This is a genomic window from Saccharothrix xinjiangensis (assembly GCF_039527585.1).
Lineage (GTDB): Bacteria > Actinomycetota > Actinomycetes > Mycobacteriales > Pseudonocardiaceae > Actinosynnema > Actinosynnema xinjiangensis.
This window is the reverse complement of record NZ_BAAAKE010000024.1, coordinates 1-25,021: the sequence shown is the minus strand read 5'-3', so window position 1 is coordinate 25,021 and position 25,021 is coordinate 1. Positions and strand designations below refer to the sequence as shown.

The window sequence follows — 25,021 nt, the reverse complement described above, 5'->3', positions numbered from 1 at the left end:
GTGGCAGGCCGAGGGCGCAACCCACACGGGAGGCAGGAATGGCTCTGAGATCGGCCAAGCGGGCGGAACGCGCCCCGGTGCGGCGGCGCGGTCGGGCGCTGGGCCTGGTGAGCCTGTGCCTCGGGCTGGCCCAGGTCGCGGCGCCGCACGCGGTGCGCCGGCTGAGCGGGGTCGACGACTCCGCCACGTCGCGCCGGGTGGTGCCCCTGGTGGGCGCCCGGGAACTGGTGCACGCCGCCGGGCTGCTCGCCGGCCGCCGCGTCGGGCCGTGGGCGTGGACGCGCGTCGCGGGCGACGCGATGGACCTCGCGAGCCTGGCCGTGGCGCTCGGGAACCGCGGCGGGCAGCGCCGCGGCCGCCTCGTCGGCGTCACCGGCGCGGTCCTCGGCATCACGGCGCTCGACGTGCTCACCGCAGTCCAGGCCACCCGTGCTCGTGAAAAAGGAGGAACTGTGGAGCTGACGGCTACGACGACCGTTAGGCGACCGGTGGAGGAGGTCTATTCGTTCTGGCGCGGGCTGGAGCACCTGCCGTCGTTCATGACCCACCTGGAGGAGGTGCGCGTCACCGGCGAGAAGACCAGCCGCTGGCGGGCCACCGCCCCGTTCGGCAAGACCGTCGAGTGGGACGCCGAGATCGTCGACGAGGAACCCGGCGTGCGCATCGGGTGGCGCTCGACCGGCGACGCGGACGTGCCCAACACCGGCAAGGTGTGGTTCGTGCCCGCGCCGGACGATGTGAGCACCGAGGTGCACGTGGTCATGGCCTACGACATCCCCGGCGGGAAGATCGGCAAGGCCGTGGCCAGGTACTTCGGCGAGGAGCCGCACCAGCAGCTCGACGACGACCTGCGCAGGCTCAAGCAGGTCCTGGAGACCGGCGAGGTCGTCCGCTCCGACGGCGCGCCGTGGGGCAAGCGCGCCCGCGAGGAGTTCCCGCAGCGGCCCGCGCAGCCGCTGTCACCCGAGGAGCTGGCGAAGGGAGAACCGGCGTGAAGGCCGTCACCTGGGCGGGGCGCAACACCGTCGAGGTCCGCGAGGTGCCGGACCCGACCATCCTCAACGGCCGCGACGCCATCGTCCGCGTCACCTCCACCGCGATCTGCGGCTCCGACCTGCACCTGGTCGACGGCTACGTGCCGACCATGCAGGACGGGGACGTCCTGGGGCACGAGTTCATGGGCGAGGTGGTCGAGGTCGGTCCCGGCGTCGACCCGGCCAAGCTGCGCGTCGGCGACCGCGTCGTGGTGCCCTTCCCGATCGCGTGCGGCGCGTGCGGGGCCTGCGCGGCGGAGCTGTACTCGTGCTGCGAGAACAGCAACCCGAACGCGGGCATCGCGGAGAAGATGTTCGGCCACCCGCTGGGCGGCATCTTCGGCTACTCCCACCTGACGGGCGGGTACGCCGGCGGTCAGGCGGAGTACGTGCGCGTCCCGTTCGCCGACGTCGGACCGCTCAAGGTCGGGCCCGACCTGACCGACGAGCAGGTGCTGTTCCTGTCCGACATCCTGCCCACCGGGTACATGGGCGCGGAGATGTGCGACATCCAGCCCTCCGACGTGGTGGCGGTGTGGGGAGCGGGCCCGGTGGGCCAGTTCGCCGCGGACAGCGCGCGGGTCCTCGGCGCGGCCCGGGTCGTCGTCATCGACAAGGAGCCCTACCGGCTGCGGATGGCGGAGGAGGCGGGCTTCACCACGATCAACTTCGACGACGTGGACGTCCGCTCCAGGCTGCTGGAGCTGACCGGCGGGCGCGGACCGGACAAGTGCATCGACGCCGTGGGCCTGGAAGCCACCCACGGCAGCGCGCACGTCAACGCCTACGACCGGGTCAAGCAGGCCGTGCGGTCGGAGACGGAGCGGCCGCACGCGCTGCGCCAGGCGATCCTGTCCTGCCGCAGCGGCGGGATCGTGTCCGTCATCGGCGTGTACGGCGGGATGATGGACAAGTTCCCGGCCGGCGCGTGGATGAACCGGTCGTTGACGCTGCGCACCGGTCAGACCCACGCCCACCGGTACATGAAGCCGCTGCTGGAGCGCATCGAGCGCGGCGAGATCGACCCGACCCGGATCATCACGCACCGGATGCCGCTGGCGGACGCGCCGCGCGCGTTCGAGATCTTCAAGAACAAGCAGGACAACTGCGAGAAGGTCGTCCTCACGCCGTGACCGACGTGCGGGGTGGCCGGTCTCCGGCCACCCCGCACCCGGTGGGCGACCACCGTCGCGTTCGTCGCACCGGGCGGTGACCGGGTGGTGGGCTGCGCGGCTGTTTCGGGATCGCGCCCTCGGGTAGTCGGAGGCCGAGTCGCACCAGGCTCGCACCAGTCGTGGAAGGGGAACGATGAGCGACACGACCACCGAGGACCGGCTGCGCACCGCCCTGTCGGACGTGGTGTACCCGGCGGCGAAGGAGCAGTTGGCCGACCACGCCTCCCGCAACAACGCCGACGAGGACACCGTGCACGCGGTGCGCTCCATCCCGGAGGGCGTCTACGAGTCCTTCGACCAGGTCGTCGAGGCCGCCGCGATCGACGAGCGGCGGGACTGAGGAGGGCAACTGGTCGTCGAGTCGTCGTTCCCACAAGCTTGCCACCAGGGCGTTGTCCAGATCAGACGGGAGGGCTAAGCGCGCTGCGCAATTCGGGTGATTCTCCTCGTCGGCGTCACTTGAAGCCTTCTTGCTCGGGTGCAGGGCCTACATGCTCAGCGATTGTCGGGAAGCTGTGTAGGCCTGATCGGTTCAGCTGGAGGGGCAAGGCGGTCTTGCAGGGTCGCGTGGCGGAACTGGTACACAGGACCAACGGTTCTCAGGAGATGGCGTTTATTGGCATCAGCGAGAAATTTGAGCAGTCTCAAAGGAACTCGGTACTTGCCGGCCAGGTAAAGCTGACTGATGGCAGTCCGCCATGCAGCGGTGTTGAGCATCCAGGTCACGACTCCGATCGCGAGTCCGCCGACAAGTCCGAGCATGAGCCTGTCGACAAGTCCGAATGAAGACTGGTCGGCCAGTCCGAATGTAAGGCCGTTTACCAGTCTGGGCATGAGCTCTTCAATGAGTGTGAACGATACTCCACTGGCGAGACCGCCGGTGGACCCGTACAAAACTGCGAGGCCGAACAGAAGGGTCAGGTCGCCTCGGTGTTGTGCGCTGGGGGTTAGATTCTGATTTAAATCTCGTTCCCCGAGGCCGCTCACGAGTCCGGTCGTAAATCCAAAGGTGATGCCAACTAGAAGTCCTGGCATGAATCCTATGGTGAGCCCGAGGGTGAGTCCTGATATAAGGCCCAGTACTATGCTGGATCCCCACTGGACGGAACCTGGTCTGAATCGCGTAGGTTGGGGCGGCGGGGCGTCGAGGAAATCCTCGGGATGTCCGACGAGGACTCCAAAGGTAAGTCCGGACACGATTCCTGCCACAGGCCCGAATGTAAGTCCCGCTACAATTCCGAAAGCAAGCCCGAACGCAAGGCTTGATCGCCATTCGATCTGGTTCGCTCTGACTCGGAAAGGTAGGGGCGGGCCGAACATGCTTTCAGTCCAGAATGCCAGGCCGGACAGAACTCCAACTACGATTCCTGCGACGATTCCGCCGATGAGTCCGCCGACGAGTCCGAACGCGAGTCCGATGAGAAGTCCTGTCGCGAGTGCGACTGCGATGGCGTTGAGGATGCTACGGGTTGTGCGCGGTACCCATGCAGAGATCTGCCACCAGCGCAGGTCGCGGGTGTTGTGGTCGCGGAGGTGTCGAGCGATGACGGAAAGAGCGTGCTGGGCGACCTGAGGGGTGAAGGGTGGTGGCGGTTGACCTGGTCTGGGTGTGTAGGCGTTGGTGATGGCGTGATCAAGGAGGTGATGGGTGATGTCGTCGGACGTGGGGAACCGAGTGGTGTCGAGCAGTTCGTCCGGGTCGGCGGTAGAGGGGCCAGGCACGGATGCGACGTGGTGGTAGATGTCACGGAGCAGCGTGATGGTCAGCGGATTGGTGAGGGCGGCAGTCGCAGGGGTCATGCTGCCGGCAGCCAGGGTGTTCAAGAGGTTCCGCCACACGCGGGGTGGTGGAACGGGCAGGTTGTGGCGGAGGTAAGCCGCAGCGTCGCCGGATGTCAGCGGACGCAATTCTATGCAGGCAGCGCCGGTGAGGATCTGCTGCTGGGAAGCAGCAGCGAGTTCAGTGGTGCGGGTGAGCAAGACCAGGCGGAAGGTTGCCTGGTCAGCAAGAGCGCGGAGAGCGACAGGCCGGCGGTGCTCGGGGATTTCGTCCAGGCCATCGAGGATGACTGCGACGCGGCCTGCTGCGATTAGCGCCGCCGCGTGAACTCGACCACCGCGCCCGGTGAGCGGTGGAAGCTCGGTCATCTTGGCGGCAAGCCAATCTTGGATAGGTGTGGTGTCAGGATTCCAACTGGCTAGGGTGAACAGCACGGGAACCGGAACACGAGCACGCTGGTCGACAGGGGTGTGGTCACGAAATTCGAGGGCGTCGAGTAGCAACAGAATGGCGGCGGAGCTCTTTCCGGAGCCCGGTTCACCCATGATGATCAGACGCCCGGAGGCCAAGCCGCCGTAGATGCGGTGCAGCGTGCGGTGGGTGCCCTCACGTAGTTGGGCAGGGGTGACTCGGGCCAACCCCGGCAACGGGTCGAACGAGCCAGCCCGAGGTGTGGTGGCCTCTGACAGCGGGCCGGCGACTGGCAACGGGCTGCGATGCCATCGGATCGGCAAGGGTCGTGGATGCATAAGTCCACGGTCGGCGGCTGCACCGATCCACTGCACCCGGGCACCCGCCACGAGCACGTCCGTCAGCTCATCGAGATCAAGTTCGGGTCGATCACCGAAGTGTCCGCTCTTCAGCAGCGGCACCACTGCGATCACCAGGCCGACCGCGGCCAACACGAACTGACCGTATCCGCTGGCGTCAGTCCTGTCCGGGCCTGTGAGCAGAGTTACCCGCAGCACCCACCACCCCAATCCCGCCAGCAGCAGGACCAGACCGACCGATACCAACCATTTGCGCGGCATACCTGATGATCGCTGGAACCTCCCAAGGCGTACCACTGCGCAACAGCACGCCTGCACCGATTTCCCTCGTTCGCCGGTGAACGGACATCAAGGCCGGGCCGGAGCGGAGACCACGGCTTCACCCGGCGAGCCCGGCCTCGTAGCCGGCGATCACCAGTTGCGCCCGGTCGCGGGCGGCCAGCTTCGCCATCAGGTGCCCGATGTGGGTCTTCACCGTGTGGCGGCTCAGGTGCAGGTGCTGCTCGATCTCGGCGTTGGACAGGCCCCGGGTGATGAGCGCCAGCACCTCCCGCTCCCGCGCGGTCACCCCGTCGAGCGCGCGCCGGGCGGGGCGCGGGGTGCGGACGAAGTCCGCGATGAGCCTGCGCGTCACGCTGGGCGCGAGCAGTGACTCACCCGCGGCGACCGTCCGGACCGCGTCGAGCAGCCGGGCCGGCGGGACGTCCTTGAGCAGGAAGCCGCCCGCTCCCGCGCGCAGGGTCTCGTAGACGGCCTCGTCCAGGTCGAACGTGGTCAGGACGAGGACCTTCGGCGCGCGGGGGAGCGCGGTGAGGTACCTGGTGGCGGCGATCCCGTCCAGGTCGGGCATCCGCACGTCGACCACCGCCACGTCCACCGGCACCTCCCTGGCCAGCGCGCACGCCTCCCGCCCGGTGCCCGCCTCGGCCACCACCTCCACCCCCGGCTCCGCGTCCAGCAGCGCCCGCACGGTGGCGCGGTACAGCGGCTCGTCGTCGGCCAGCAGCACCCGGATGGTCACGGCGCGCCGCCGAACGGCAGGGTGGCGCGCACCTCGAACCCGCCGCCCGGCGCGGAGCCCGCGTGCAACGTGCCCCCGTGCAGGTCGACGCGTTCGCGCATGCCCAGCAGGCCGTGCCCCGGCGGACCGGGCCGCGCCGTGCCCTCGTCGACCACGGAGATCACCAGCCGGTCGGGCTCGACGGCGGTGACGAGCCGGCAGCGCGGCGGGCGGCTGTGGCGGCGCACGTTGGTCAGCGCCTCCTGCGCGATGCGGTAGGCCGACACCCGCACCGCGGCCGGGAGCCCGGACAGGTCGGCGTGCCGGGCGGTGACGACCACGCCGGCCGACCGCGCCTCGTCGACCAGCGGGTCCAGCCGGTAGCCGGGTTCGGCCGGGTGGTCCGGCTCGTGGTCGAGTCCGGCCGGGTGGTCCGGCTCGTGGTGGGGTTCGGGCGGTTGGTCCGGCCCGTGGTGGGGTTCGGCCGGGTGGTTCGCACCGCGGTCGGGTTCGGCCGGCCGGTCCGGCCCGGGGCCGACCTCATCCCGCCCACCCGGCCGGTGGCGGGCGGGCAGGTCGCGCAGCGCGCCGACCACGGTCCGCACGTCGGCCAGCGCGGAGCGGCTGACCTGCTCGATCATCCGCAGCGCCGCCTCCCTCTCCCCGGGCCGACCCTCCGCCAGGTGGTTGGCGACCGCGGCCTTCATCGCGATCAGGCTGAGGTTGTGCCCGACCACGTCGTGGATGTCCCGGGCGATGCGCAACCTCTCCTCGGCCAGCGCCCGCGCGGTCCGCGCCGCGGCCAGCTCGGCGGTCCGCCGCCGCCGGTCGCGGACCACCGCGGCCACCGCCCAGGACCCGGCGATCACCACCGCGCTGTAGAGCAGGGCGGCCACCGGCGTGGTGGCGAACGACTCGGCCCCCTCGGGCGCGGGAACCAGCGGCAGGCCCGGGACGACCGCCACCGCGACACCCGCCGCCGCCACCGAGGCCAGCGCACCGGCCGCGCCCACCGCCCCCGACCGGGCCGAGGCCAGCCCCAGCGGGTACAGCGCCCACGCCAGGGCCAGCGGCACGGTCTCCTGCCCGAGGCCGGTCACGACGGCCACCACCCCGACCAGGGCCACCGCGACCAGCACGGCGACCGGCCACCGCCCGCGCGCGGCCAGCGGACCGCCGAGCGCCGCGGCCGCCACCCAGGCGAGCGCGTCCGGCTCCGGCGACCGGAGACCCGCCCACAGCACGACCACACCGGCGGCCACCGCGTCGACCGCCCACCGCGCCCCCGGTCCGAGTGCCATGCCGCCACCGTAACCGGGTCGCCGCGGGCGGAACTCGGACCACGGTCCGATGTCCGGCGGCCCGGACCGACCCACACTTCCGCCGTGCTCAGCCTGATCCTCTCCACCGCGCTCCTCGCCACCACAGCAGCCACCGCACCGCCAATCGCCGCCGCCACTGCCGACATCACCGCTGCCGACATCACCGCCGTCGTCGAGCAGCACCGCGAGCGGACCGGGTTGCCGGGCGCGGCGGTCGCGGTCACCCGCGGTGACGCCGTGGTGCTCGCGGCCGGGTACGGCCGCACCCCCGGCGGCGAGCCGATCTCGGCGCGCACCCCCATGGCGGTGGCGTCGGTCAGCAAGTCCTTCACCGCGCTGGCCGTGGCGCGGCTCGCGGAGCGCGGCGAACTCCGGCTCGACGACCCGGTGCGCGCCCACCTGCCGGAGTTCCGGATGGCCGACCCGCGGGCCGCCGACATCACCGTGCGCCACCTGCTCGACCAGACCTCCGGCCTGTCGGACACCACCCACCGCTCGTTCACCGGACCGGAGGTGCGCACCCTGCGGGAGGCCGTGGCGGCGATGCGCGACTCGACCCTGGCCGCCGACCCCGGCACGCGCTGGGAGTACCACAACCCGAACTACCAGCTGGCCGCGCGCCTGGTGGAGGTGGTCGGCGGCCTGCCGTTCGACGAGCACCTGCGGCGCACCGTCTTCGAGCCGCTCGGGATGCGCGACAGCCGCACCGTGGACACCGACCGCGACCTGCCACCGAGCGCCCGCGGCCACGTCCGGGTCCTCGGCGTGCCGATCGCCGTGCCCGAGCCACCGGCCTTCGGCAACGGCTCCGGCGGCGTGCTCAGCACCGCCGACGACCTGGCGGCGTGGCTGATCGCCCAGAACAGCGGTGGCCGTGGCCCGACGGGCGCTTCGATCGCCACCCCGGCGACCATCGCCGCGACGCGCACCCCGTCCGCGGTGTCCGACTCCTACGCCCTCGGCTGGTCCACGGGTGTCACGGACTCCGGCGCGCCGCTGGTCGACCACGGCGGCGACCTGTTCACCTCGACCGCCTACCAGGCGCTGCTGCCGAACTCCGGCCACGGCATCGCGGTCACGGCCAACGCCGCGTCGGGCGAAGCCCAGGAGATCGGCGCACGCCTCATCGCCCTGGTGGAGGGCAGGCAGCCGCCGCCGTCGAGCGACCCGTACCCGGTCGTCGACGCGGTGCTGCTCGGGCTCGCCGCCTGCGGCGCGGGCCTGGCGGTCCGGGGCGTGGTCCGCGCGCGGCGCTGGGCCGCCCGCCGCCACCGGTGGACCGCTGCGCGCCTGCCGCTCCTGCTGCTGCCGGCGCTGCTCGCCGCGACGGTCCACCGGGTCGTGGGCTTCCTCTACCGGGGCCGCGACGTGGCCTGGCTCCAGGTCGCCTACCTGTTCCCGGCGTTCGTGGTCGCGCTGCTGGTGACGGCGGCGGGCTGCCTGGCCGTGCTCGCCGCCAGGGCCGTCGCGCTGCGCCGGGCGACCGGGAAGAACGGTCGGCTCGCGGCCGGGTGAGGCCCAGCCGGGCGGTGTTCAGCGCGGCGCGTCGACGACGGCGGTCCCGGTGGTCCAGGCGCGGGTCTGGTCGCTGAGCGTCACGCCCAGCCCCGGCCGGTCGGACAGGTGCATGCGGCCGTCGCGGGTCTCCAGGCGTTCGTTGAACAGGGGGTGCAGCCAGTCGAAGTGCTCGACCCACGGCTCGCGCGGGTAGGCGGCGGCCAGGTGGACGTGGATCTCCATGGCGAAGTGCGGCGCCAGCTGGAGGTGGTGGTGGTCGGCGAGGGTGGCGAGCTTGAGGAACTGGGTGATGCCGCCGACGCGGGGCGCGTCGGGTTGCAGGACGTCGACCGCGCCCGCCCGGATCAGCTCGTAGTGCTCGGCGACGCTGGTCAGCATCTCGCCGGAGGCGACGGCGGTGGTCAGGGCCCGGGTGAGCTCGGCGTGGCCGACGGTGTCGTGGGCGTCCAGCGGCTCCTCGATCCAGACCAGGTCGAACTCCTCCAGCGCGCGGCAGACCCGCATGGCGGTGGGGCGGTCCCACTGCTGGTTGGCGTCGACCATCAGCGGCACGCCGTCGCCGAGGTGCTCGCGCACGGCGGCCACGCGGCGCAGGTCCTCGGCCGCGTCGGGCAGGCCGACCTTGATCTTGACGCCGCCGACGCCGGAGCCCAGCGAGCGCGTGGCGTTGTCCTTGACCTGCTCGACCGATTCGTGCAGGAACCCGCCGGAGGTGTTGTAGCAGCGCACCGAGTCGCGGTGCGCGCCCAGCAGCTTGGCCAGCGGCAGGCCGGCGCGCTTGGCCTTGAGGTCCCACAGCGCGACGTCGAACGCGGCCAGCGCCTGGGTGGCGGCGCCGCTGCGGCCGACCGAGGCGCCCGCCCACACCAGCTTGGTCCACAACCGGCCGATGTCGTTGGGGTCCTCGCCGATCAGGTCGGGCGCGACCTCGCGGGCGTGGGCGAACTGCGCGGGCCCGCCGGCTCGCTTGGAGTAGGAGAAGCCGACGCCCTCCAGCCCGGCCTCGGTGCGGACCTCGGCGAACAGCAGCGCGACCTCGGTCATGGGCCGCTGCCTGCCGGTGAACACCTTGGCGTCGCTGATCCCGGTGGGCAGGGGCAGGGCCACCGAGGACAGCGCAACGGACTCGATCCGGTCGTGGGCGACAGCGGTGGGCATCGGGCTCCTCCTCTGCGGAATCACGTACGTGAATTCCGGCGGCATTCGTCGTATTGACACCCGTCAGCCCCGATCGTAACGTCCATTCTGGTTGGAAAACGCTTACCAGCAATGCTGTCAACGGTTTCGGGACTTTTCGTTCAGCCCGTTGAACAACGCGGGCCGATCGGCGCCGAGGTCGGACCCCTGCCTGCTCGTGACCACATCCCCGGAGACCCCATGCGTTCCCGCTTCGCCCTGCCCGTGCTGGCCTGCCTGCTGGTCGCCGGCGCGGCGACCGCCCAGGCCGCCGACACCACCCTCGTGGTCGCGCTCAACGGCGACGACGGCAACCCGGGCACCGTCGACCGGCCCCTGAGGTCGATCCAGAAGGCGGTGGACCTGGCCCGGCCCGGCACGTCCATCCTCATCCGGGGCGGCACCTACGCGGTGACCGCGAACGTCCAGATCCTCAAGAGCGGCGAGTCGGGCAGGCCCATCAGGCTGGCCAACTACCCCGGCGAGCGCGTGGTCGTCGACGGCGAGGGCCTGCCCGCCAGCCACACGCCGGTGGGCGGCAGCATCCCGCGCGCCGAGCGGGGCGTGTTCCACCAGGAGGCGTCGTGGTGGCACGTCTCCGGTCTGGAGGTCATCCGCGGCCCGTACGCGTGGTACTGCGCGGGCTGCAACAACAACGTGTTCGAGCGGCTGGTCACCCGCGACAACTACGAGTCCGGGTTCCAGCTCCAGGGCGCCTCGTCCGACAACCTGATCCTCAACCTGGACAGCCACGGCAACCGCGACCCGCGCAAGAACGGCGAGAGCGCCGACGGCCTGGCCATCAAGGAGGGTTCCGGCACCGGCAACGTGGTGCGCGGCGCGCGGCTGTGGAACAACGTCGACGACGGTTTCGACGCCTGGCTGTTCACCTCGCCCATCCGCGTCGAGAACACCGTGGCGCACGGCAACGGCCACAACCGCTGGAACCTGCCGAACTTCTCCGGCGACGGCAACGGCTTCAAGCTGGGCGGCGGCGACCCGGCCCCGGCGGCCGCCCACACCCTGACCAACACGATCTCCTACGGCAACGCCGCGCACGGCTACACCGACAACGGCAACCCGGGCTCGATCACCTTCACCCGCAACACCGCGTGGAAGAACGCCAAGACCGGCTTCACGGTCAACCGCTCGACCTCCGGGCTGACCGGCAACCTCGCGGTGAACAACGCGACCCCGGTCTCGCTCGGCTCGTCCACCGGCTCCGGCAACTCCTGGAACATCAAGTCGTCGTGGGGCGACTCGGACTTGCAGAGCACCAGCGCGTCCACCACCACCGGGGCGCGCGACGCGAACGGCAACATCCGCTCGTCGAACTTCCTGGTGCCGAAGAGCTGCTCGAACCTCGGGGCGCGCATCTGAGACCGGTGGCGGCCGGCGGTGGTCGCGCCCTCGCCACCACCGGCCGCCGACCGCACCGGGGACGCCGGATCGGGTGACGTGCGGCATGGCGGCCCGACGCGCGGGCAACCTCGCGAGGGGCGTCCGGGAGCCGGCGCCGCCGTGGGAACCCGGGTGAAGGCCGGTGACGACGCTGTGGACCTCAACCAGTACGAGCGGCGGCAGCTCAAGAAGATCCAGCGCTGGTTCGAGCACACCGACCCGCGCTTGGCCGCCGTCCTGTCGGGTCGGCCCCCGGCGCGCCGGAGCGCGTGGCGCAAGTGCGCCCGGCTGGTCGTGGACCTGCTCGGCGCGGTCTGCCTGATCTCCGGCGTGGTGGTCGCGCTACCGCTGCTCTTCCCCGGTTTCCTGCTGCTGATGGCGGGCGCGTGCCTGCACACGGCGGCCTGCCGGCACGACGCGCTGCTGCGGCAGGCGCCGGACGACTGACCGCGGCTCCGTCGTGTTCGGCCGGTGACCGGGGGTCACATCGGGTTCACCGGCCTCGGGGGTCGTGGTATCGGCCCCTATCTGGCACCCTGGGGGTGAGTCGAGGTCGGTGTTGCGGTGCGCCGCGGGACTGGCGCCTAGCTAGATCCGGTGGCGATTGACGAGGTGAAGGGCCCCGGCACGGGTGCCCGAGCGATTGTGGAGAACAGTGGCAGCGTAGTCCAGCAGTCCGGTGTCGGTGACGACACGGGCTGGTCGAACGCGCCCTTCCCGGCCCTGGCCGCGGACCCGGACGGAGCCGTCCTGGGGTTGAACGACGCCGCGAGGCGGTTGTTCCCGCGAGCCGCCGTCGGTGGTCGGTTGGAGGTGGGCTGCCCACCCTGGTTGGCGCGGGCCCACCAGGATTTCCCCGGGCGGCCCGGCGGGTCGACCGGGTCCGCGCGGGGCGCGGTGGCCCGGCGCAGCTTCGAGGCCCACCCGGTCGGCGACGACCGCGGCGCGGTGGTGTGGTGGCTGGTCGAGGACACCGACGCGCGCCTGGCCCGCGAGGAACTGCGCGTGGAGCGGGAACGCGCCGCGCTGCTCGGCCGGATGTCCTCGGCGCTGTCGACGTCGCTGCACCCGGAGCGCTGCATGGAGGTCACCGCGCGGCTGGCGGCCGACCACCTGGCGGACGCCGCGGTGGTCATCGCGCCCGGCAGGTCGGGTGAGCACCCGCTGACGCACTGCGTGCGGGGCGGGGCGCCGACGAACTCGGTGAAGGCCTTCGACCCCTACGACGTGCCCGGCCTCGGCGAGGCGCTCCAGGGCTTCCCGCCGGTGCCGTCGCGCTGGATCGACCCGTCGTCGGCGCCGGGGTGGCTGGTGCCGAGCGACTTCGGCCTCGGCGAAGTGACGTCGGTCGTGGTGACCCCGCTGCCGGGGCACGGCGTGCCCGCCGGGGCGCTGGTGCTGCTGCGCGGCACGGGCCGGCCGGGGTTCGACGAGGAGGAGGAGCGGTTCGCGCGGCTGTTCGCGGCCCGCGCCGGCGCGGCGATCTCGGCCGCGCGGATGTTCGCCCAGCAGGGCGCGATCACCGACGCGCTGATGCGCGACCTCCTGCCCCCGGTGCTGCACCAGATCGGCGGGGTCGAGTACGCGGGCCGGTACCGCGCGTCGGTCGACACCGAGCGGATCGGCGGCGACTTCTACGACGTCCACCCGGCGACGGGCGCCGACGAGGAGGGCGGCGAGGCCCTGGCGGTGCTCGGCGACGTGTGCGGCAAGGGCCTGGAGGCGGCCGTGCTCACCGGCAAGGTGCGCACCACCCTCCACGCGCTGCTGCCCCTGGCGAACGACCACCAGCGGGTGCTGGGCCTGCTCAACGACGCGCTGCTGACCTCGCGCAACAGCCGCTTCGTCACCCTGGTGCTGGCCTCCGTCCGGCGCGTCGGCGCGCACGTGCGGGTGCGGCTGACCAGCGGCGGCCACCTGCCGCCGCTGGTGCTGCGGGCCAACGGCGAGGTGCGGGAGGTGGCCACGTCGGGCACCCTGGTGGGGGTGTTGCCCGAGATCACCTCCACCACCGCGGACGTCACGCTCGCCCCCGGCGAGACCTGCCTGCTCTACACCGACGGGATCACCGAGGCGCTGGGCGGTCCGATGGGCGGCGAGATGTTCGGCGAGCAGCGCCTGCGCGACGCGCTGGTCGACTGCGCCGGCATGCCCGCCGACGCGATCGTCGAGCACGTGCACATGCTCGCCTCGCACTGGGTCGGCGCGGGCGACCACGACGACATCGCGGTGCTGGCGATCACCGCGCCCCGCGGCAGCCACCTGACCGCGGTCGACGGCCACGGACCCGGCCGGTACACGGCGTGAACGCCACCGACACGGCGCTCGGCTGCATGGACCTGCTGTGGGCGGCGGTGCGGGCGGGTGACGAGCACACCGCGATCGACGTCGTCCTGGACGCGTACGCGCGGGGCCTGGACGCCGAGTCGCTGCTGCTGGACGTCATCGCCGCGGTGCAGCGCCGGGTCGGCGTGGAGTGGGCCGCCAACCAGCTCACCGTGGCCGAGGAGCACGCGGCGACGGCGATCAACGAGCGCGCCATCGCGGCCCTGACCCGCACCCTGCCGCGCCGCGAACCGCACCGCGGGCGGATCACCGTGGCCTGCGTGGACGGCGAGTGGCACGCCCTGCCCGCGCGGCTGCTGGCCGAGGTGTTCCGGCTGCGCGGCTTCCGCGTCGACTACCTGGGCGCGCAGGTGCCCACCCCGCACCTGATCACCCACCTGCACCGGACGGGCCCGGACGCCGCGGCGCTGTCCGGCTCGATCGCCACGAGGCTGCCGGTCGCGCACGCCACCGTCACCGCCTGCCAGGCCGCGGGCGTGCCCGTGCTGGTCGGCGGCAGCGCCTTCGGCCCGGACGGCCGCTACGCCCGCCTGCTGGGCGCCGACCTGTGGGCTCCCGACGCCCGCACCGCCGCCGACCTGCTCGCCGCGCGACCCCTGCCCCGCCCGCGCGACGGCCACCAGCCCATCGACGACCTGCCGCACCTGGGCGACCAGGAGTACACGATGGTGTCGCGCACGGCGAAGCTGCTGGTCAAGGCGGTCTACACCGGCTTGGAAGAGCTGCTGCCGGTGATGCGCGACTACACCGAGGCGCAGCGCAGGCACACCGCCGAGGACCTGGCCCACATCGTCGACTTCCTGGCCACCGCGCTCTACACCGACGACCGCGACATGTTCACCGGCTTCACCTCGTGGACCGCGGGCGTGCTGTGGGCGCGGGGCGTCCCGGCCGGCTTCCTGGTGCCCGCGCTGGACCTGCTGACCGCCGAGCTGCGAGACTTCCCCCGCGCCACCGGCCTGCTCGCCGCCGCCCGCGCCGAACTGCTCCGGGTGCCGGACTCCCGGTCTCCCGACTCCCCGACCCCCGACTCCCGAACCCCTCGGCGTCGGCCCCACGACCCCGGAACGACCACATGAACCCACCGCGCACCCTGACCTGCACCACGACCGTCGTCGACGGCCACACGGCCCGCGTCACGGTCTCCGGGGACCTCACCTACACCGCCGGTGACCGGCTGCCCGCCGAGATCGCCGAGCTGCTCGCCCGGCACCCCGTCCGAAGCCTGCACCTCGACCTCTCCGACCTGGGCTTCTGCGACTCGTCCGGGCTGGGCGCCCTGCTCACCGTCCTGCGCGCGACCACCGCGGCGGACGTCGAACTGCACCTGGACAACCGGCCCGCCACGCTGGACCGGCTGCTGCGGCGCACCCGCACCTACGACCACCTCACGCGCGGCGCCGGGCAGGAGCGCAAGGAGCGGCTCGACCACTGACCGCCGTCACCGGTCCCGCGCGGGCGGGCGCCCGACCCCCGGTCGGCCGTGGCGCCGGGTGACGAACGGGCGCAGCCGCTCGGCCAGGTCGGCCAGGGCGGCGTGCCGCCGCCGGGCGCAGTGCTCCAGCAGGGGGCGCATCCGGTCCGCGACCCGGGTGGAGGTCAGCTCCCGGGCCGCCTCCAGGGCCCGGCCCCCCGTGCCCGCCCCGGCGACCGGGTCGCCGTCGAGCACGTGGCCCAGCGCCAGCGCGGTCAGGCAGAACGCCGCGCTGCGCCGCATCGAGGCGCCGTAGCCCTCCACGGCGGCGGTCAGCGCGGGCACCGCGACGCGCAGGCTCGTGCGGTCGCCGCGGACGGCCAGCTCGGCGTGCACCACGCCGATCATCGCCTGGAGGTCCGTGGGGTCGAAGAACCCCGCCCACGACGGCGCGGCGGAGCCGGCGGCGGACGCCAACCGGTCCTCGGCGCGCACCAGCAGCGTCAACGCCTCGACGCGCGAGCCGCGCAGGGCGTGCGCCCACGCCTGGTTGGCGAACACGATCGCCGCGGTGCGGGAGGAGCCGACCCGCTCGGCGGCGGCGAGGGCGTGGCCGAACTCCCGCAGCGCCCCGGTGTGGTCGCGGTGGTGCAGGTGGATCCGGCCGATCCGGTAGTGGACGTTGGCCACCAGGTCCTGCTGCGCGTGCCCGTCGAGCAGGGTCAGCGCGGAGCGGTAGTGGGTGCGCGCGGCGCGCGGGTGGCCGGTGTCGAAGGCGACCCAGCCGGCCAGGTTGTGCAGGTCGGCCAGCGCCACCAGCAGCCGGTCGCGCACCGCCTCGCGGGCCTGGGCGCGCAGCAGTCGGCGGCCGTGGGCCACCTGGGAGCGCACGGCGGTGCGGCAGGAACCGCCGCCGTCGCGGTAGTCCTGTTCGCGCAGGACCCGCGTGGCGGACTCCAGCCGCCGCACGTCGGTCGTCCCGATGCGGGCGGGTCCACCCCGGTCCCCGCGGTCGGCGCTGTCCGTGGTCATCGCAGGCTCCGTTCACGGTGGGTGCGGCGTCGCCGGACGGCCTTTCGGGCAGGGCCGCGCCACCGGTCGGTGGCCCTCGGGGCGGAAGTCGGGCCCGGTGCGCTCCGAGGGCCCCGCGGTGGCGCGCTCGACACCACCGCGGGGCCCGCGCGGAACCCGGGGTCGGTCGAGCGGGCGCGAGGAGGACGGTCGGCCGGCCGCGGTCGACGGGACCGTTCCGCGTGAACCCGTGGTGCCACCGCGCGCACGACGCGGTCGTGGGCCGGAAGTGCTTCCCGCACCTCCCCACGACCGGTGGGCTGCCCGCACGATCCTGGTCTTTCGTCCCACCAGGGTAAGGGCCGCGGAGGAACCCGAACGCGGAAGTCAACCGATCGAATCAGCGCGATGTGGATGGGTCACGTTCGGTTGCCGGGGGTACCGGGTGGACACCGGTGGGACACCCACATGGCCGACCACCGGGTCACCCGGCAGGCAGGTCCACCCGGTTCGGCGCGTCGCAGTGCGGGGTGGGCCCGCGCCGAATCGTCCTCAGTGGACAGCGGGCGGTCCCGGGGAGCGCCGCCGCTCCCCGGGACCGCGCGTCGGGTCAGCCGAGGTTCTTGCGCACCACGTCCCACTCGGTGGCGCACAGCCCGCACGCGGCGCCGACGAACTGGGCCCGGCTCGCCTGGTCGCCCTTGAGGTGCCACTTCAGCCAGTGCCCGCCGACCCGGCCGAACTCGCCGCCGTTGGGCTGGTCGAAGGTGCCGAAGTGGCCGACGTCCAGGTTGCCCATGAACGCGGGCAGCCCGGAGGGCAGCCGCCCCCAGTCGTCCATCGCGTTCTCGTAGGCGATGTCGCCGGGGCCGCCGATGAAGTAGGCGATCGGTGTGCGCAGGCGCTGGAGCAGGTAGTCCTGGGAGTCGCGGAGCAGGCCGCTGTTCCACAGCGCCACCGTCGTCAGCCGCGGGTCGCCGGCCACCTCGTAGGTCTCGATGCCGCCGCACGACTGGCCCATCACCGCGATCTTGGTGGTGTCGAGCCGGCCGCGGTACTTGCTCCCGATCCGGGAGTTCTCCGCGATCGCCCAGTCGACGGCGTCGAGGAGCATGTCGGAGTTGGTCGACCCGGACCCGCCCGGCCTGCCGTTCGCGATGACCAGGAAACCGTGCGAGGCCCACTCGGTGAGGACGTTCTGGAACCACGTGCCGTCCGCGCGGCACGCCCCGTTGCCCCACGCGACGACGGGCAGCCTGGTGTCGGCGGGGAGGGTGTTGGGCCGGTAGACGGTGTGGCCGGGCAACCGGAGGGTGGTCTCGTAGCCGGCGGAGTAGGGGCCCGAGCCGCCGGCGGCGGAGGGCGGGGCGGTGGAGGACGGGGCGGCGGTCGCGGCGCCGGTGGTCACGCCGGTCAGGAGGACCGCGCCGAGGATCGCGCTGAGGGCCACGCTGGGGAACGCGCTGAGGATCGCGCTGGGCAATCGCATGGGCTGCTCCAGGGGTACGGCGGTGAGGTGGGGGCGGCGTTACCCGGATCGTGTCGCACGGACTCCTCCCCGCCCCAGCGTTGTCGCGCCGGACCGGCGGAACCACCGATGCCCGGCGCCGGCGGCGCAGGCGGTCCTCCCGGTGGGGCGTCACCCCGGCGGGGGGACCGCCTGCCGGCGCGGAGCACCCGGCGGGCGGTTCACGCCCGGCCGCAGCCTCACTGTCCGCAAAGGACTGTCCGTTGAGGACTGGACGTTGAGGACTGCCCGGTCGCGGTTCGCGGGCGCGTGGAAGCCCCCGTCAGGTCCCCTGGAGCCGGCGCTCCAGCTCGAACAGCTGGGTCTCGACGCGCGCGGCGAGGTGGGGCCGCTGCTGGGCCCGGTACATGTCGATGGCCTCCTGCCACGCGGCACGAGCCTCCTGCGGCCTGCCCAGGGCCGCCAGGGGGTAGCCCATGCCCTCCAGCGACTCGACCGCGCCGTAGGTGTGCTCCAGGTCGCGGAAGATGCCCAGCGCCTCCTGGTACATCTCCAGCGACTCCGCCGACCGGCCGGTGCGGTGCGCGATGTAGGCCAGGCTGTCCAGGGTGGCCGCGACGCCGTTGCGGTCGTCGTGCTTCCGGTGCAGGGCCAGGGCCTGCTCGCAGTACTCCCGCGCCCGGTCGTACGCCTCCAGCTTGGCGGTGTACCAGCCCGCCATGTTCAACGTGACCGCTTCGCGCGCGTAGCCCCCGTCCATGGTGCGCAGGACGTCCAGGGCCTTGAGCGTCTGCTCCAGCGCCCGCTGCCACTCGTCGTCCAGTTCCCACGCCCACGCCAGCGCGATGTGGGTGTGCGCGAGCAGGAAGCTGTCACCGCTCTCCTCGGCCAGGGCGATGGCCCGGTCCAGGTGCTCCATGGCCTCGTCGTGCCTGGTCAGCTTGGCGTAGGCCCAGCCGAGGTTGCGGTAGACGAGCACCCGCGTGGCGTGGTCGGCCGCGCGGTCGGCGGCGACCAGGGCCTCCTGCCACAGCCTGAGGTTGTCGTTGAGGTGACCTCGGCGGACGTGGAACGACGTCAGCACCAGCGCCAGCCGCCACACCGGCGGCCACCAGCCGATCTCGGCGGCGGCGTGCTGCGCGGCCAGCAGGCAGGCGTGCTCGGCCTGGAACCACTCCATCGCCGCCGGGTCGCCGTCCAGCGGCACCGGGTTGCACCCCGGGACGGGCGGGTCCAGCTGCACGGGTGTGCCGTGCGGGTCGAGCAGGCGGTGCCCCGTGTGCGCGGTCTGCACGTAGTGGTCGAGCACGCGGCGCAGCGCGGCGTCCCGGTCGGCCTCGGGGAGTTCGCGGCGTGCGGCGTCGCCCGCGTAGCGGCGCACCAGGTCGTGCATCCGGTACCGGCCGCGCACGTCCCGGCCGACCAGCGACGCCTGCTCCAGCTCGCGCAGCACCGCCCGGGTGGCGCCGGTGGGCAGGCCGATGAGGTCGGCGGCGGCGCGCAGGCCGATGTCCGAGCCCGGCGCGACGCCGAGCAGCGCGAACGCGTTCGCCTGCGGCGGGGTCAGCGCCTGGTGCGACCACGACAGGACGGTGGAGATGCCGGCGGCGGGGTCCTCGTCGAGCGCCTGGAGGCCGAGTTCGCGCAGCTCGGCGGCGAAACCGCTCAGCGGCACGTCGGGGCGCATGCTCGCGCGCGCCGCGATCACGCTCAGCGCCAGCGGCAGGCCGCTGCACAGCCGGATCAGCTCGTCGACCGACTGCTTCTCGGCGGCCACCCTGGCCCGGCCGAGGCGGGCCGCCAGCAGGGTCCGCGCCTCGGCGTCGGGCAGCACGTCCAGCATGAGGTGCGCCGCGCCGTGCGCGGAGATCAGCCCGCTGAGCTGGTTGCGGCTGGTCACCAGGACCAGGCACGAGTCCGTGCCCGGCAGCAGCGGCACGACCTGGGCGGTGTCGACGGCGTTGTCCAGCACCAGCAGCATCCGCTTGTCGGCGATCAGCGAGCGGAACAGCGCGGCCTGGGCGTGCGGCGCGACCGGCACGCGACCCGGGTCGACGCCCAGCGCGTCGAGGAAGCCGCGCACCGCCACCGCCGGGTTCATCGGCTCCCGGTCCGGGCTGAACCCGCGCAGGTCCACGAACAGCTGCCCGTCGGGGAACCGGTCGGCGTAGCGGTGGGCCCAGTGCAGCGCCAGCCACGTCTTGCCCATGCCGCCCGACCCGGCGATGGCCGAGATCACCATGGTCCGGGCGGTGCGGGACGCGCCTTCCAGCGCCGCGTCCAGCCGCGCCAGCTCGTCGTGCCTGCCGATGAACGAGGTGGGCGGCGCGGGCAGCTGGCGCGGCGTCACCCCCTTCTCGGCGGCCTGCGGCACGCCGCGCGGCGGCGCGAGCAGCGACGGGTCGGAGTTGAGGATCCGCTGGTGCAGGTCGCGCAGCGCGGCGCCGGGGTCGGTGCCCAGCTCGGTGACCAGGCGAGTGCGGAACCGCTGGTAGTGCTCCAGCGCGTCGGCGGCCCGCCGGCCCCGGTACAGGGCCAGCACGTACTGGCCGGCGACCCGCTCGTCCAGCGGGTGCTCCGCGGTCAGCCGCGACAGCTGGGCCACCAGCTGCTCACCCTGGCCCAGCCGGAGCCGGCAGTCGATCAGGTCCAGCTCGACGCCGAACCGCTCCTGGTGCATCCGGTCGCGCTCGGTGGCGGCCCAGGCGCTGTCGACGCCGGTCAGCGCCTCGCCGCGCCACAGGCCCAGGGCGGCGGTCAGCAGCTGCTCGACCTGCGCGTCGTCACCGCCGGCGGCGGCGGCCCTCGCCCGGAGGTGGTGGAACCTGTGCAGGTCGACGGACGTCCGCTCGGTCAGCAGGGCGTAGCCGCCGGAGCGGTGGACCAGGCTCGCGGTGCCGGTGCCGGTGCCGGTCGCGCTGGTGGCGGTGCCGGCGGGGTTCGTGGTGTTCCCGGCCAGTGCCTGGCGGAGCCGGGACACGTAGCTGGACAGCGTCGCCTGCGCCCGGCGCGGCGGGTCGACGCCCCACACCCGTTCGACCAGTCGTTCGGCCGGCACCACGTGGTTCACGTCCACCGCCAGCGCCGCCAGCACGCACCGCTGCTTCGCCGGGCCGAGGTCCACCGCCCGCCCGTCGACCCGAGCCGTCACCTCTCCGAGCAGGTCGATCCCGACCGCCATCCCACCCCCATGCGCACGTGCTCCCGTTACCGGGCTGACCAGGGCATTCCAACATCGTTCAAACGGAACGCAAGATCCATCCCGGATAGTTCCCCTCACGGCGGCCCGTTGACCTGGGGGAGCGGGTCGCCTCCCAAAGCCTCCCACAACCGCCTTTCGTCCTCACCCGATCGGGGGACTCCGGTCGGGTTCGCGTCACAACCGGCCCCCGCCGGGTAACCCCTCCGGGAGTGTCCACGAGGGACACCTGCGGAGGAGGTTCGAGCGGGCATGGGCATCGGCGACAAGTTCGACGAGCTGAAGGACAAGGCCAAGGACGTCCTGGGCCAGCACGGCGACAAGGTCGACCAGGGAGTGGACCGAGCCGGTCAGGCCGTTGACGAGCGGACCGGCGGGCAGCACTCCGAGCACATCCGGCAGGGCACGGAGAAGGCCAAGGAAGGGCTGGACCGGTTCGGTCGGCAGCAGTGACCTGCTTTGCCAAGGGTCGGCGAGGCGATCGTCAGGACATGGCGAAGGCGGGATGAGGTAGTCGGGCTGGAGAGGGCCGTCCTCGCGGTGGGGCGGCCCTCTCGCTCGTGCTGATCGGTCGCTGGTGCTGACCGAGCACTTGTGCTGACCGAGCACTTGTGCTGACTGGTCGCTCGTGCTGATCGGTCACCCGAACGACCGGTTCCCGAATAAGTGCCGTACCCCTACGGATCACCACCCTGATTGTTCCCGGACGGGCGTCGCCCGACAGTGGGCGTGCACATGGGTGACCGGGTCAGGCGAGAAGTCGGGGCCCCTGCCACCGACTTCTTGGTAGGCGCGTCGCCCGGCAGCGCGAGGGTGGCTGCCGGGCGGCACGCGTCGACCACGGCGACAACGGTTGCGGGGGCAGGAGCCGTCTGGGGGTTTGGGGATTTGCGGGTTCACGGGCTTGAAAGGGAAAGATCAAAAGCGGTCGCTCGCCGCTGGGCAGGCCTCCGGGGAGGGGAAGTGCGGGCTCGTGGTCTCCCGTATGGCCTGCCAGAGGCAACCACCCTTGTCAAGGGGTCCGCGAAGAGCGTGCGGACCCCTTGACAAGCGCGGTAGGGCTGCGCCCAGGCCATACGGGAGACCACGAGCGAACCCGAAGTTTTACAAGCACGCGGCAGGTGCGGATGGTCCATTTCCAGTGCGCGTGTGCGCGCGCACACAGATGTTCATCTGTGTTGTGGAATTAACCATCTACGAGGCCGCCGGCGGCCGGCTGAGGCCCGATTTGACATGGGTTCGAGTGCCTTAGGCTGGTCGGAGCCGGCAGGCTCGGTGGGGCGCTTTATCCCACCGTGCCTGCCGGCTGCGGCCTGCCTTCGGTACTCGTAAGGGCCCCATGTCAAATCGAGCCGGTATCAAGACCGTGGCCAACCAAATACGACGAGCCAGGCAAGTTCGCGGCGCCCAGGGCCCTCAGACCCCGACCCTGGCCCAGCAGCCCCGACCCAACAGCCCCGACCCAGCAGCCCCGACCCAGCGCCCCAGCCCCCGCTCAACCCTCCAGCTCGGCCCACACGACCTTGCCGTCAGACCTGGGCTCCATCCCCCAAGCCGCGCTGAGCGCGGCCACGATGATCAACCCCCGCCCGCGAGCGGAATCGACCTGGATCGGTTTTTGCTCCGGCGGCGCGGGGGAGTTGTCGGCCACCTCGATGCGCAATCCCGAATCGGTCCTGGAGATGGTCAGGCCCACCGAGCCCTCCGCGTGGTCCACCGCGTTGGACACCAGCTCGGTCACGACCAGCACGGCGTCCTCGGAGACGTCTTCCGACAGGCCCCACGCCGAAGCGGCCTCCGCCACCACCTGCCGCGCGCGTGCGGACGAACCCGCTGAGGCGGGCAGCGTCATGGCCACCGGCGCCGCTGGTTCGTTGCGCACATCCGCTCCCGTTGATCGGCTGTCACCGCATCGTCGCACATCCGCCGACCGCGTCACCGACTGGTCGTGCTCAAAGCGGCGTGCCGGGGGTTCGTGGCGGCATTCGGGCCTTCGGGTGGCTAGGCTCGGGCCCCATGGAGTTGCGGGTGCGCAGTGAGGTGCGGGGCGGCTGGACGGTCGTCGTGGTGTCGGGCGAACTGGACGCGGACACCGTCCCCGTGCTCTCCGACCTCCTGGAGGAGAGCACGGTCGACCGGGTGGTGGTCGACCTGAGCGGGGTGCCGTTCATGGACACCACCGGGTTGTCGTTGATGCTCGACTGGCACCGGAGGCTGGACGGCGCCGGTGGCGAGTTCCGGATGGCCTCCCTCCAACCCTCGGTGCACAAGCTGTTCCGGTTGACCGAGCTGACCGAGGTCATGCACATCCACGACTCGGTGGAGGCGGCCACGGCGGTCGGGTGACCGCCGCAGTCCACCCCCCTCCGCCCTGCTCAAGCCTCCGCCCCCGCTCCAGCCTCAGTCCTGCTCCAACCCCAGGTAGAAGGCGATCAACCGGAGCAGGTGGTCGGTGTCCACGGGCTTGGTAACGTAGTCCGTCGCCCCCGAGGCGAGTGACTTCTCCCGGTCGCCCTTCATCGCCTTCGCCGTCACCGCGATCACCGGCAGGTCGGCGTACCGGGACATGGCCCGGATCGCCGCCATGGTCGCGTTGCCGTCCAGCTCCGGCATCATGATGTCCATCAGCACGAGCGCCACGTCGTCGTACTGCTCCAGAGCGCGCACCCCGGTGATCCCGTTGTCCGCGTAGATCACGTTCAACCCGTGCAGCTCCAGCACGGAGGTCAGCGCGAACACGTTGCGCAGGTCGTCGTCGACGATCAGCACCTTCTCCCCGTGGAACCGCATCGGCGGCGGGGGCAGCTCCTCCGGGGCCACCACGGGTTCGGTGGTGGGCTCGGCGGGCGCGAGCAGCTCCGGCAGCGCCTCCGGCTCGACCACGACCGGCAGCACCAGGCCCTGCTCTCCCAGCGGCAGGTACAGGGTGAACGTCGAGCCGGCGCCCGGTTCCGAGCGCACGTCCAGCCGCCCGTCCAGCAGGGTCGACAGCTCCCGGCTGATGGACAGGCCCAGACCCGTGCCGCCGTACTTGCGGGACGTGGTGCCGTCGGCCTGCTGGAACGCCTCGAAGATCACCGACAGCTTCTCGGCCGGGATGCCGATGCCGGTGTCCTGCACGTCGAACGCCACCGAGCCCTCGACCATCCTGATCCGCAGCCGGATCCCGCCGTCGTGGGTGAACTTCACCGCGTTGGACAGCAGGTTGCGCAGGATCTGCTGAACCCGGTGCTCGTCGGTGTGCAGGGTGGGCGGCACGTCCGGGTCGACCACGACGCCGAAGTCCAGGCCCTTCTCCGCCGCCAGGGGCGAGGTCAGCGCGTCGACGTAGGCCACCAGGTCCGACACCCGCACCGAGTCGGTCTGCACCTGCATGTGCCCGGCCTCGACCTTGGTCAGGTCGAGGATGTCGTCGATCAGCTGGAGCAGGTCGGTGCCCGACGAGTGGATGGTCCGGGCGAACTCGACCTGCTTGGGGTTGAGGTTGCCGTCGAGGTTGTCGGCCAGCAGCTTCGCCAGGATGAGCAGGCTGTTGAGCGGGGTGCGCAGCTCGTGGCTCATGTTGGCCATGAACTCCGACTTGTACTTCGACGCCGACGACAGCTGGCGGGCGCGGGCCTCCAGCTCGACCGAACCGGCCCGCAGCTCCTCGGTCAGCCGCTGCGACTCGACCAGGAGGCTGTCGGTCCTGGCGTTGGCGAGCATGGTGTTCGCGTTGACGCCGATGTTCTCCTTCAGCTGGTCCAGCAGGTCCAGGTGGACCTCGGTGAACTCGCCGAACGACCCCAGCTCGATCACGCCCAGCGTCTCGCCCTGGAACATGATCGGCAGGATCACCAGGTTCGAGGGCGGCGCGGCGCCCAGGCCCGAGGTGACCTCCAGGTACCCGGGCGGCACGTCGGTGACCAGCACCGTCTTCTTCTCGACCGCCACCTGGCCGATGAGCCCCTCGGCGCGCTTGAACCGCGTGGGCCGCCCGTCGCGGGGCGACCAGCCGTAGGAGGCGGTCAGCTCCAGCACCTCGGACTCGCCGTCGACCAGGAAGAACGCGCCGTGCTGGGCGGAGACCAGCGGGGTCAGCTCGCTCATCACCAGCGACGCCATCGCCTTGAGGTCGCGGTGGCCCTGCATCTGGCCGGACAACCGGGCCAGGTTGGTCTTGAGCCAGTCCTGCTCCTGGTTGGCGCGGGTGGACGCCTTCAGGTTGCTGATCATCCGGTTGATGTTGTCCTTGAGGTCGGCGACCTCGCCGGAGGCGTCCACGGTGATCTGCCGGGTCAGGTCGCCCGCGGTCACCGCGGTGGCCACCACCGCGATGGCGCGGACCTGGCGGGTGAGGTTGCCGGCCAGCTCGTTGACGTTCTCGGTCAGCCGCTTCCAGGTGCCGGAGACGCCCTCGACCTCGGC

General features: G+C 72.3%; 20 protein-coding genes. 11 read left to right on the top strand and 9 right to left on the bottom strand.

The features are described 5' to 3' along the window. The first annotated feature begins 38 nt into the window (after positions 1-38). The 3 genes from ABD223_RS33120 (at position 39) to ABD223_RS33110 (ending at position 2,549) form a co-directional block, all read left to right on the top strand. Positions 39-995, top strand: a complete 957-nt coding sequence (locus tag ABD223_RS33120; protein ID WP_344040652.1) for an SRPBCC family protein — start codon at positions 39-41, stop codon at positions 993-995. Further along, complete coding sequence (locus ABD223_RS33115; RefSeq protein ID WP_344040651.1) at positions 992-2,167, top strand: zinc-dependent alcohol dehydrogenase; 1,176 nt, start codon at positions 992-994, stop codon at positions 2,165-2,167. Before ABD223_RS33120 ends, ABD223_RS33115 begins: the two co-directional genes overlap by 4 nt. Positions 2,168-2,342: 175 nt before the next feature. Continuing rightward, positions 2,343-2,549, top strand: coding sequence for a DUF2795 domain-containing protein (locus ABD223_RS33110; RefSeq protein WP_344040650.1), 207 nt, complete (start codon positions 2,343-2,345; stop codon positions 2,547-2,549). A 155-nt stretch (positions 2,550-2,704) separates the two neighbouring features. Here ABD223_RS33110 and ABD223_RS33105 read toward each other — a convergent pair whose 3' ends face one another. From ABD223_RS33105 to ABD223_RS33095, 3 genes are all read right to left on the bottom strand, one after another. Beyond that, the gene (locus tag ABD223_RS33105; protein WP_344040649.1) at positions 2,705-5,020 is read right to left on the bottom strand and encodes an NACHT domain-containing protein; all 2,316 of its coding nucleotides are present in this window, start codon (positions 5,018-5,020) and stop codon (positions 2,705-2,707) included. Between the two features lie 118 nt (positions 5,021-5,138). Further along, a complete protein-coding gene (locus ABD223_RS33100; protein WP_344040648.1) occupies positions 5,139-5,780 on the bottom strand; it encodes a response regulator in 642 nt (213 codons plus the stop codon). After that, a complete protein-coding gene (locus tag ABD223_RS33095) occupies positions 5,777-7,060 on the bottom strand; it encodes a sensor histidine kinase (protein ID WP_344040647.1) in 1,284 nt (427 codons plus the stop codon). Before ABD223_RS33095 ends, ABD223_RS33100 begins: the two co-directional genes overlap by 4 nt. A gap of 84 nt (positions 7,061-7,144) precedes the next feature. On the opposite strand from ABD223_RS33095, the gene ABD223_RS33090 reads away from it, so the two are divergent. After that, the gene (locus ABD223_RS33090) at positions 7,145-8,596 is read left to right on the top strand and encodes a serine hydrolase domain-containing protein (protein ID WP_344040646.1); all 1,452 of its coding nucleotides are present in this window, start codon (positions 7,145-7,147) and stop codon (positions 8,594-8,596) included. Between the two features lie 18 nt (positions 8,597-8,614). On the opposite strand, the gene ABD223_RS33085 is transcribed toward ABD223_RS33090, so the two are convergent. After that, positions 8,615-9,757: an L-talarate/galactarate dehydratase gene (locus ABD223_RS33085; RefSeq protein WP_344040645.1), complete on the bottom strand. Its 1,143-nt coding sequence runs from the start codon at positions 9,755-9,757 to the stop codon at positions 8,615-8,617. A 219-nt stretch (positions 9,758-9,976) separates the two neighbouring features. Between ABD223_RS33085 and ABD223_RS33080 the strand changes: the two genes are divergently transcribed. From ABD223_RS33080 to ABD223_RS33060, 5 genes are all read left to right on the top strand, one after another. Then, positions 9,977-11,155, top strand: a complete 1,179-nt coding sequence (locus tag ABD223_RS33080; RefSeq protein ID WP_344040644.1) for a right-handed parallel beta-helix repeat-containing protein — start codon at positions 9,977-9,979, stop codon at positions 11,153-11,155. A 141-nt stretch (positions 11,156-11,296) separates the two neighbouring features. After that, complete coding sequence (locus ABD223_RS33075; protein ID WP_344040643.1) at positions 11,297-11,623, top strand: DUF3040 domain-containing protein; 327 nt, start codon at positions 11,297-11,299, stop codon at positions 11,621-11,623. Positions 11,624-11,821: 198 nt separating this feature from the next. Next, positions 11,822-13,483, top strand: a complete 1,662-nt coding sequence (locus ABD223_RS33070) for a PP2C family protein-serine/threonine phosphatase (RefSeq protein ID WP_344040642.1) — start codon at positions 11,822-11,824, stop codon at positions 13,481-13,483. Next, positions 13,480-14,601: a cobalamin B12-binding domain-containing protein gene (locus ABD223_RS33065; protein ID WP_344040641.1), complete on the top strand. Its 1,122-nt coding sequence runs from the start codon at positions 13,480-13,482 to the stop codon at positions 14,599-14,601. Before ABD223_RS33070 ends, ABD223_RS33065 begins: the two co-directional genes overlap by 4 nt. After that, positions 14,598-14,957: an STAS domain-containing protein gene (locus tag ABD223_RS33060; RefSeq protein ID WP_344040640.1), complete on the top strand. Its 360-nt coding sequence runs from the start codon at positions 14,598-14,600 to the stop codon at positions 14,955-14,957. Before ABD223_RS33065 ends, ABD223_RS33060 begins: the two co-directional genes overlap by 4 nt. 6 nt (positions 14,958-14,963) lie before the next feature. Here ABD223_RS33060 and ABD223_RS33055 read toward each other — a convergent pair whose 3' ends face one another. From ABD223_RS33055 to ABD223_RS33045, 3 genes are all read right to left on the bottom strand, one after another. Further along, on the bottom strand, positions 14,964-15,968 hold the full coding sequence (locus ABD223_RS33055) for a tetratricopeptide repeat protein (protein WP_344040638.1): 1,005 nt from the start codon (positions 15,966-15,968) through the stop codon (positions 14,964-14,966). Positions 15,969-16,557: 589 nt separating this feature from the next. Further along, positions 16,558-17,436, bottom strand: a complete 879-nt coding sequence (locus ABD223_RS33050; protein ID WP_344040637.1) for a poly(ethylene terephthalate) hydrolase family protein — start codon at positions 17,434-17,436, stop codon at positions 16,558-16,560. A gap of 301 nt (positions 17,437-17,737) precedes the next feature. Then, complete coding sequence (locus ABD223_RS33045) at positions 17,738-20,596, bottom strand: AfsR/SARP family transcriptional regulator (RefSeq protein WP_344040636.1); 2,859 nt, start codon at positions 20,594-20,596, stop codon at positions 17,738-17,740. Positions 20,597-20,866: 270 nt separating this feature from the next. Here ABD223_RS33045 and ABD223_RS33040 point away from each other — a divergent pair, with 270 nt between their 5' ends. Continuing rightward, positions 20,867-21,067 carry an antitoxin gene (locus tag ABD223_RS33040; protein ID WP_344040635.1) on the top strand — a complete coding sequence of 67 codons (201 nt, stop codon included), beginning with the start codon at positions 20,867-20,869 and terminating at the stop codon, positions 21,065-21,067. 1,042 nt (positions 21,068-22,109) lie between these two features. Here ABD223_RS33040 and ABD223_RS33035 read toward each other — a convergent pair. Further along, positions 22,110-22,496: an ATP-binding protein gene (locus ABD223_RS33035; protein WP_344040634.1), complete on the bottom strand. Its 387-nt coding sequence runs from the start codon at positions 22,494-22,496 to the stop codon at positions 22,110-22,112. A gap of 146 nt (positions 22,497-22,642) precedes the next feature. On the opposite strand from ABD223_RS33035, the gene ABD223_RS33030 reads away from it, so the two are divergent. Further along, a complete protein-coding gene (locus ABD223_RS33030; RefSeq protein WP_344040633.1) occupies positions 22,643-22,960 on the top strand; it encodes an STAS domain-containing protein in 318 nt (105 codons plus the stop codon). 54 nt (positions 22,961-23,014) lie between these two features. On the opposite strand, the gene ABD223_RS33025 is transcribed toward ABD223_RS33030, so the two are convergent. Further along, the coding region (locus ABD223_RS33025) for an ATP-binding protein (RefSeq protein ID WP_344040632.1) at positions 23,015-25,021 on the bottom strand (2,007 nt) is incomplete at its 5' end.

What these genes read in the sequence shown, in the direction of transcription:
- ABD223_RS33120 (WP_344040652.1), top strand. Translation starts at nt 39, where the DNA reads ATGGCTCTGAGATCGGCCAAGCGGGCGGAACGCGCCCCGGTGCGGCGG.
- ABD223_RS33110 (WP_344040650.1), top strand. Translation starts at nt 2,343, where the DNA reads ATGAGCGACACGACCACCGAGGACCGGCTGCGCACCGCCCTGTCGGAC.
- ABD223_RS33105 (WP_344040649.1), bottom strand. Translation starts at nt 5,020, where the DNA reads ATGCCGCGCAAATGGTTGGTATCGGTCGGTCTGGTCCTGCTGCTGGCG.
- ABD223_RS33095 (WP_344040647.1), bottom strand. Translation starts at nt 7,060, where the DNA reads ATGGCACTCGGACCGGGGGCGCGGTGGGCGGTCGACGCGGTGGCCGCC.
- ABD223_RS33085 (WP_344040645.1), bottom strand. Translation starts at nt 9,757, where the DNA reads ATGCCCACCGCTGTCGCCCACGACCGGATCGAGTCCGTTGCGCTGTCC.
- ABD223_RS33080 (WP_344040644.1), top strand. Translation starts at nt 9,977, where the DNA reads ATGCGTTCCCGCTTCGCCCTGCCCGTGCTGGCCTGCCTGCTGGTCGCC.
- ABD223_RS33060 (WP_344040640.1), top strand. Translation starts at nt 14,598, where the DNA reads ATGAACCCACCGCGCACCCTGACCTGCACCACGACCGTCGTCGACGGC.
- ABD223_RS33055 (WP_344040638.1), bottom strand. Translation starts at nt 15,968, where the DNA reads ATGACCACGGACAGCGCCGACCGCGGGGACCGGGGTGGACCCGCCCGC.
- ABD223_RS33050 (WP_344040637.1), bottom strand. Translation starts at nt 17,436, where the DNA reads ATGCGATTGCCCAGCGCGATCCTCAGCGCGTTCCCCAGCGTGGCCCTC.
- ABD223_RS33045 (WP_344040636.1), bottom strand. Translation starts at nt 20,596, where the DNA reads ATGGCGGTCGGGATCGACCTGCTCGGAGAGGTGACGGCTCGGGTCGAC.
- ABD223_RS33040 (WP_344040635.1), top strand. Translation starts at nt 20,867, where the DNA reads ATGGGCATCGGCGACAAGTTCGACGAGCTGAAGGACAAGGCCAAGGAC.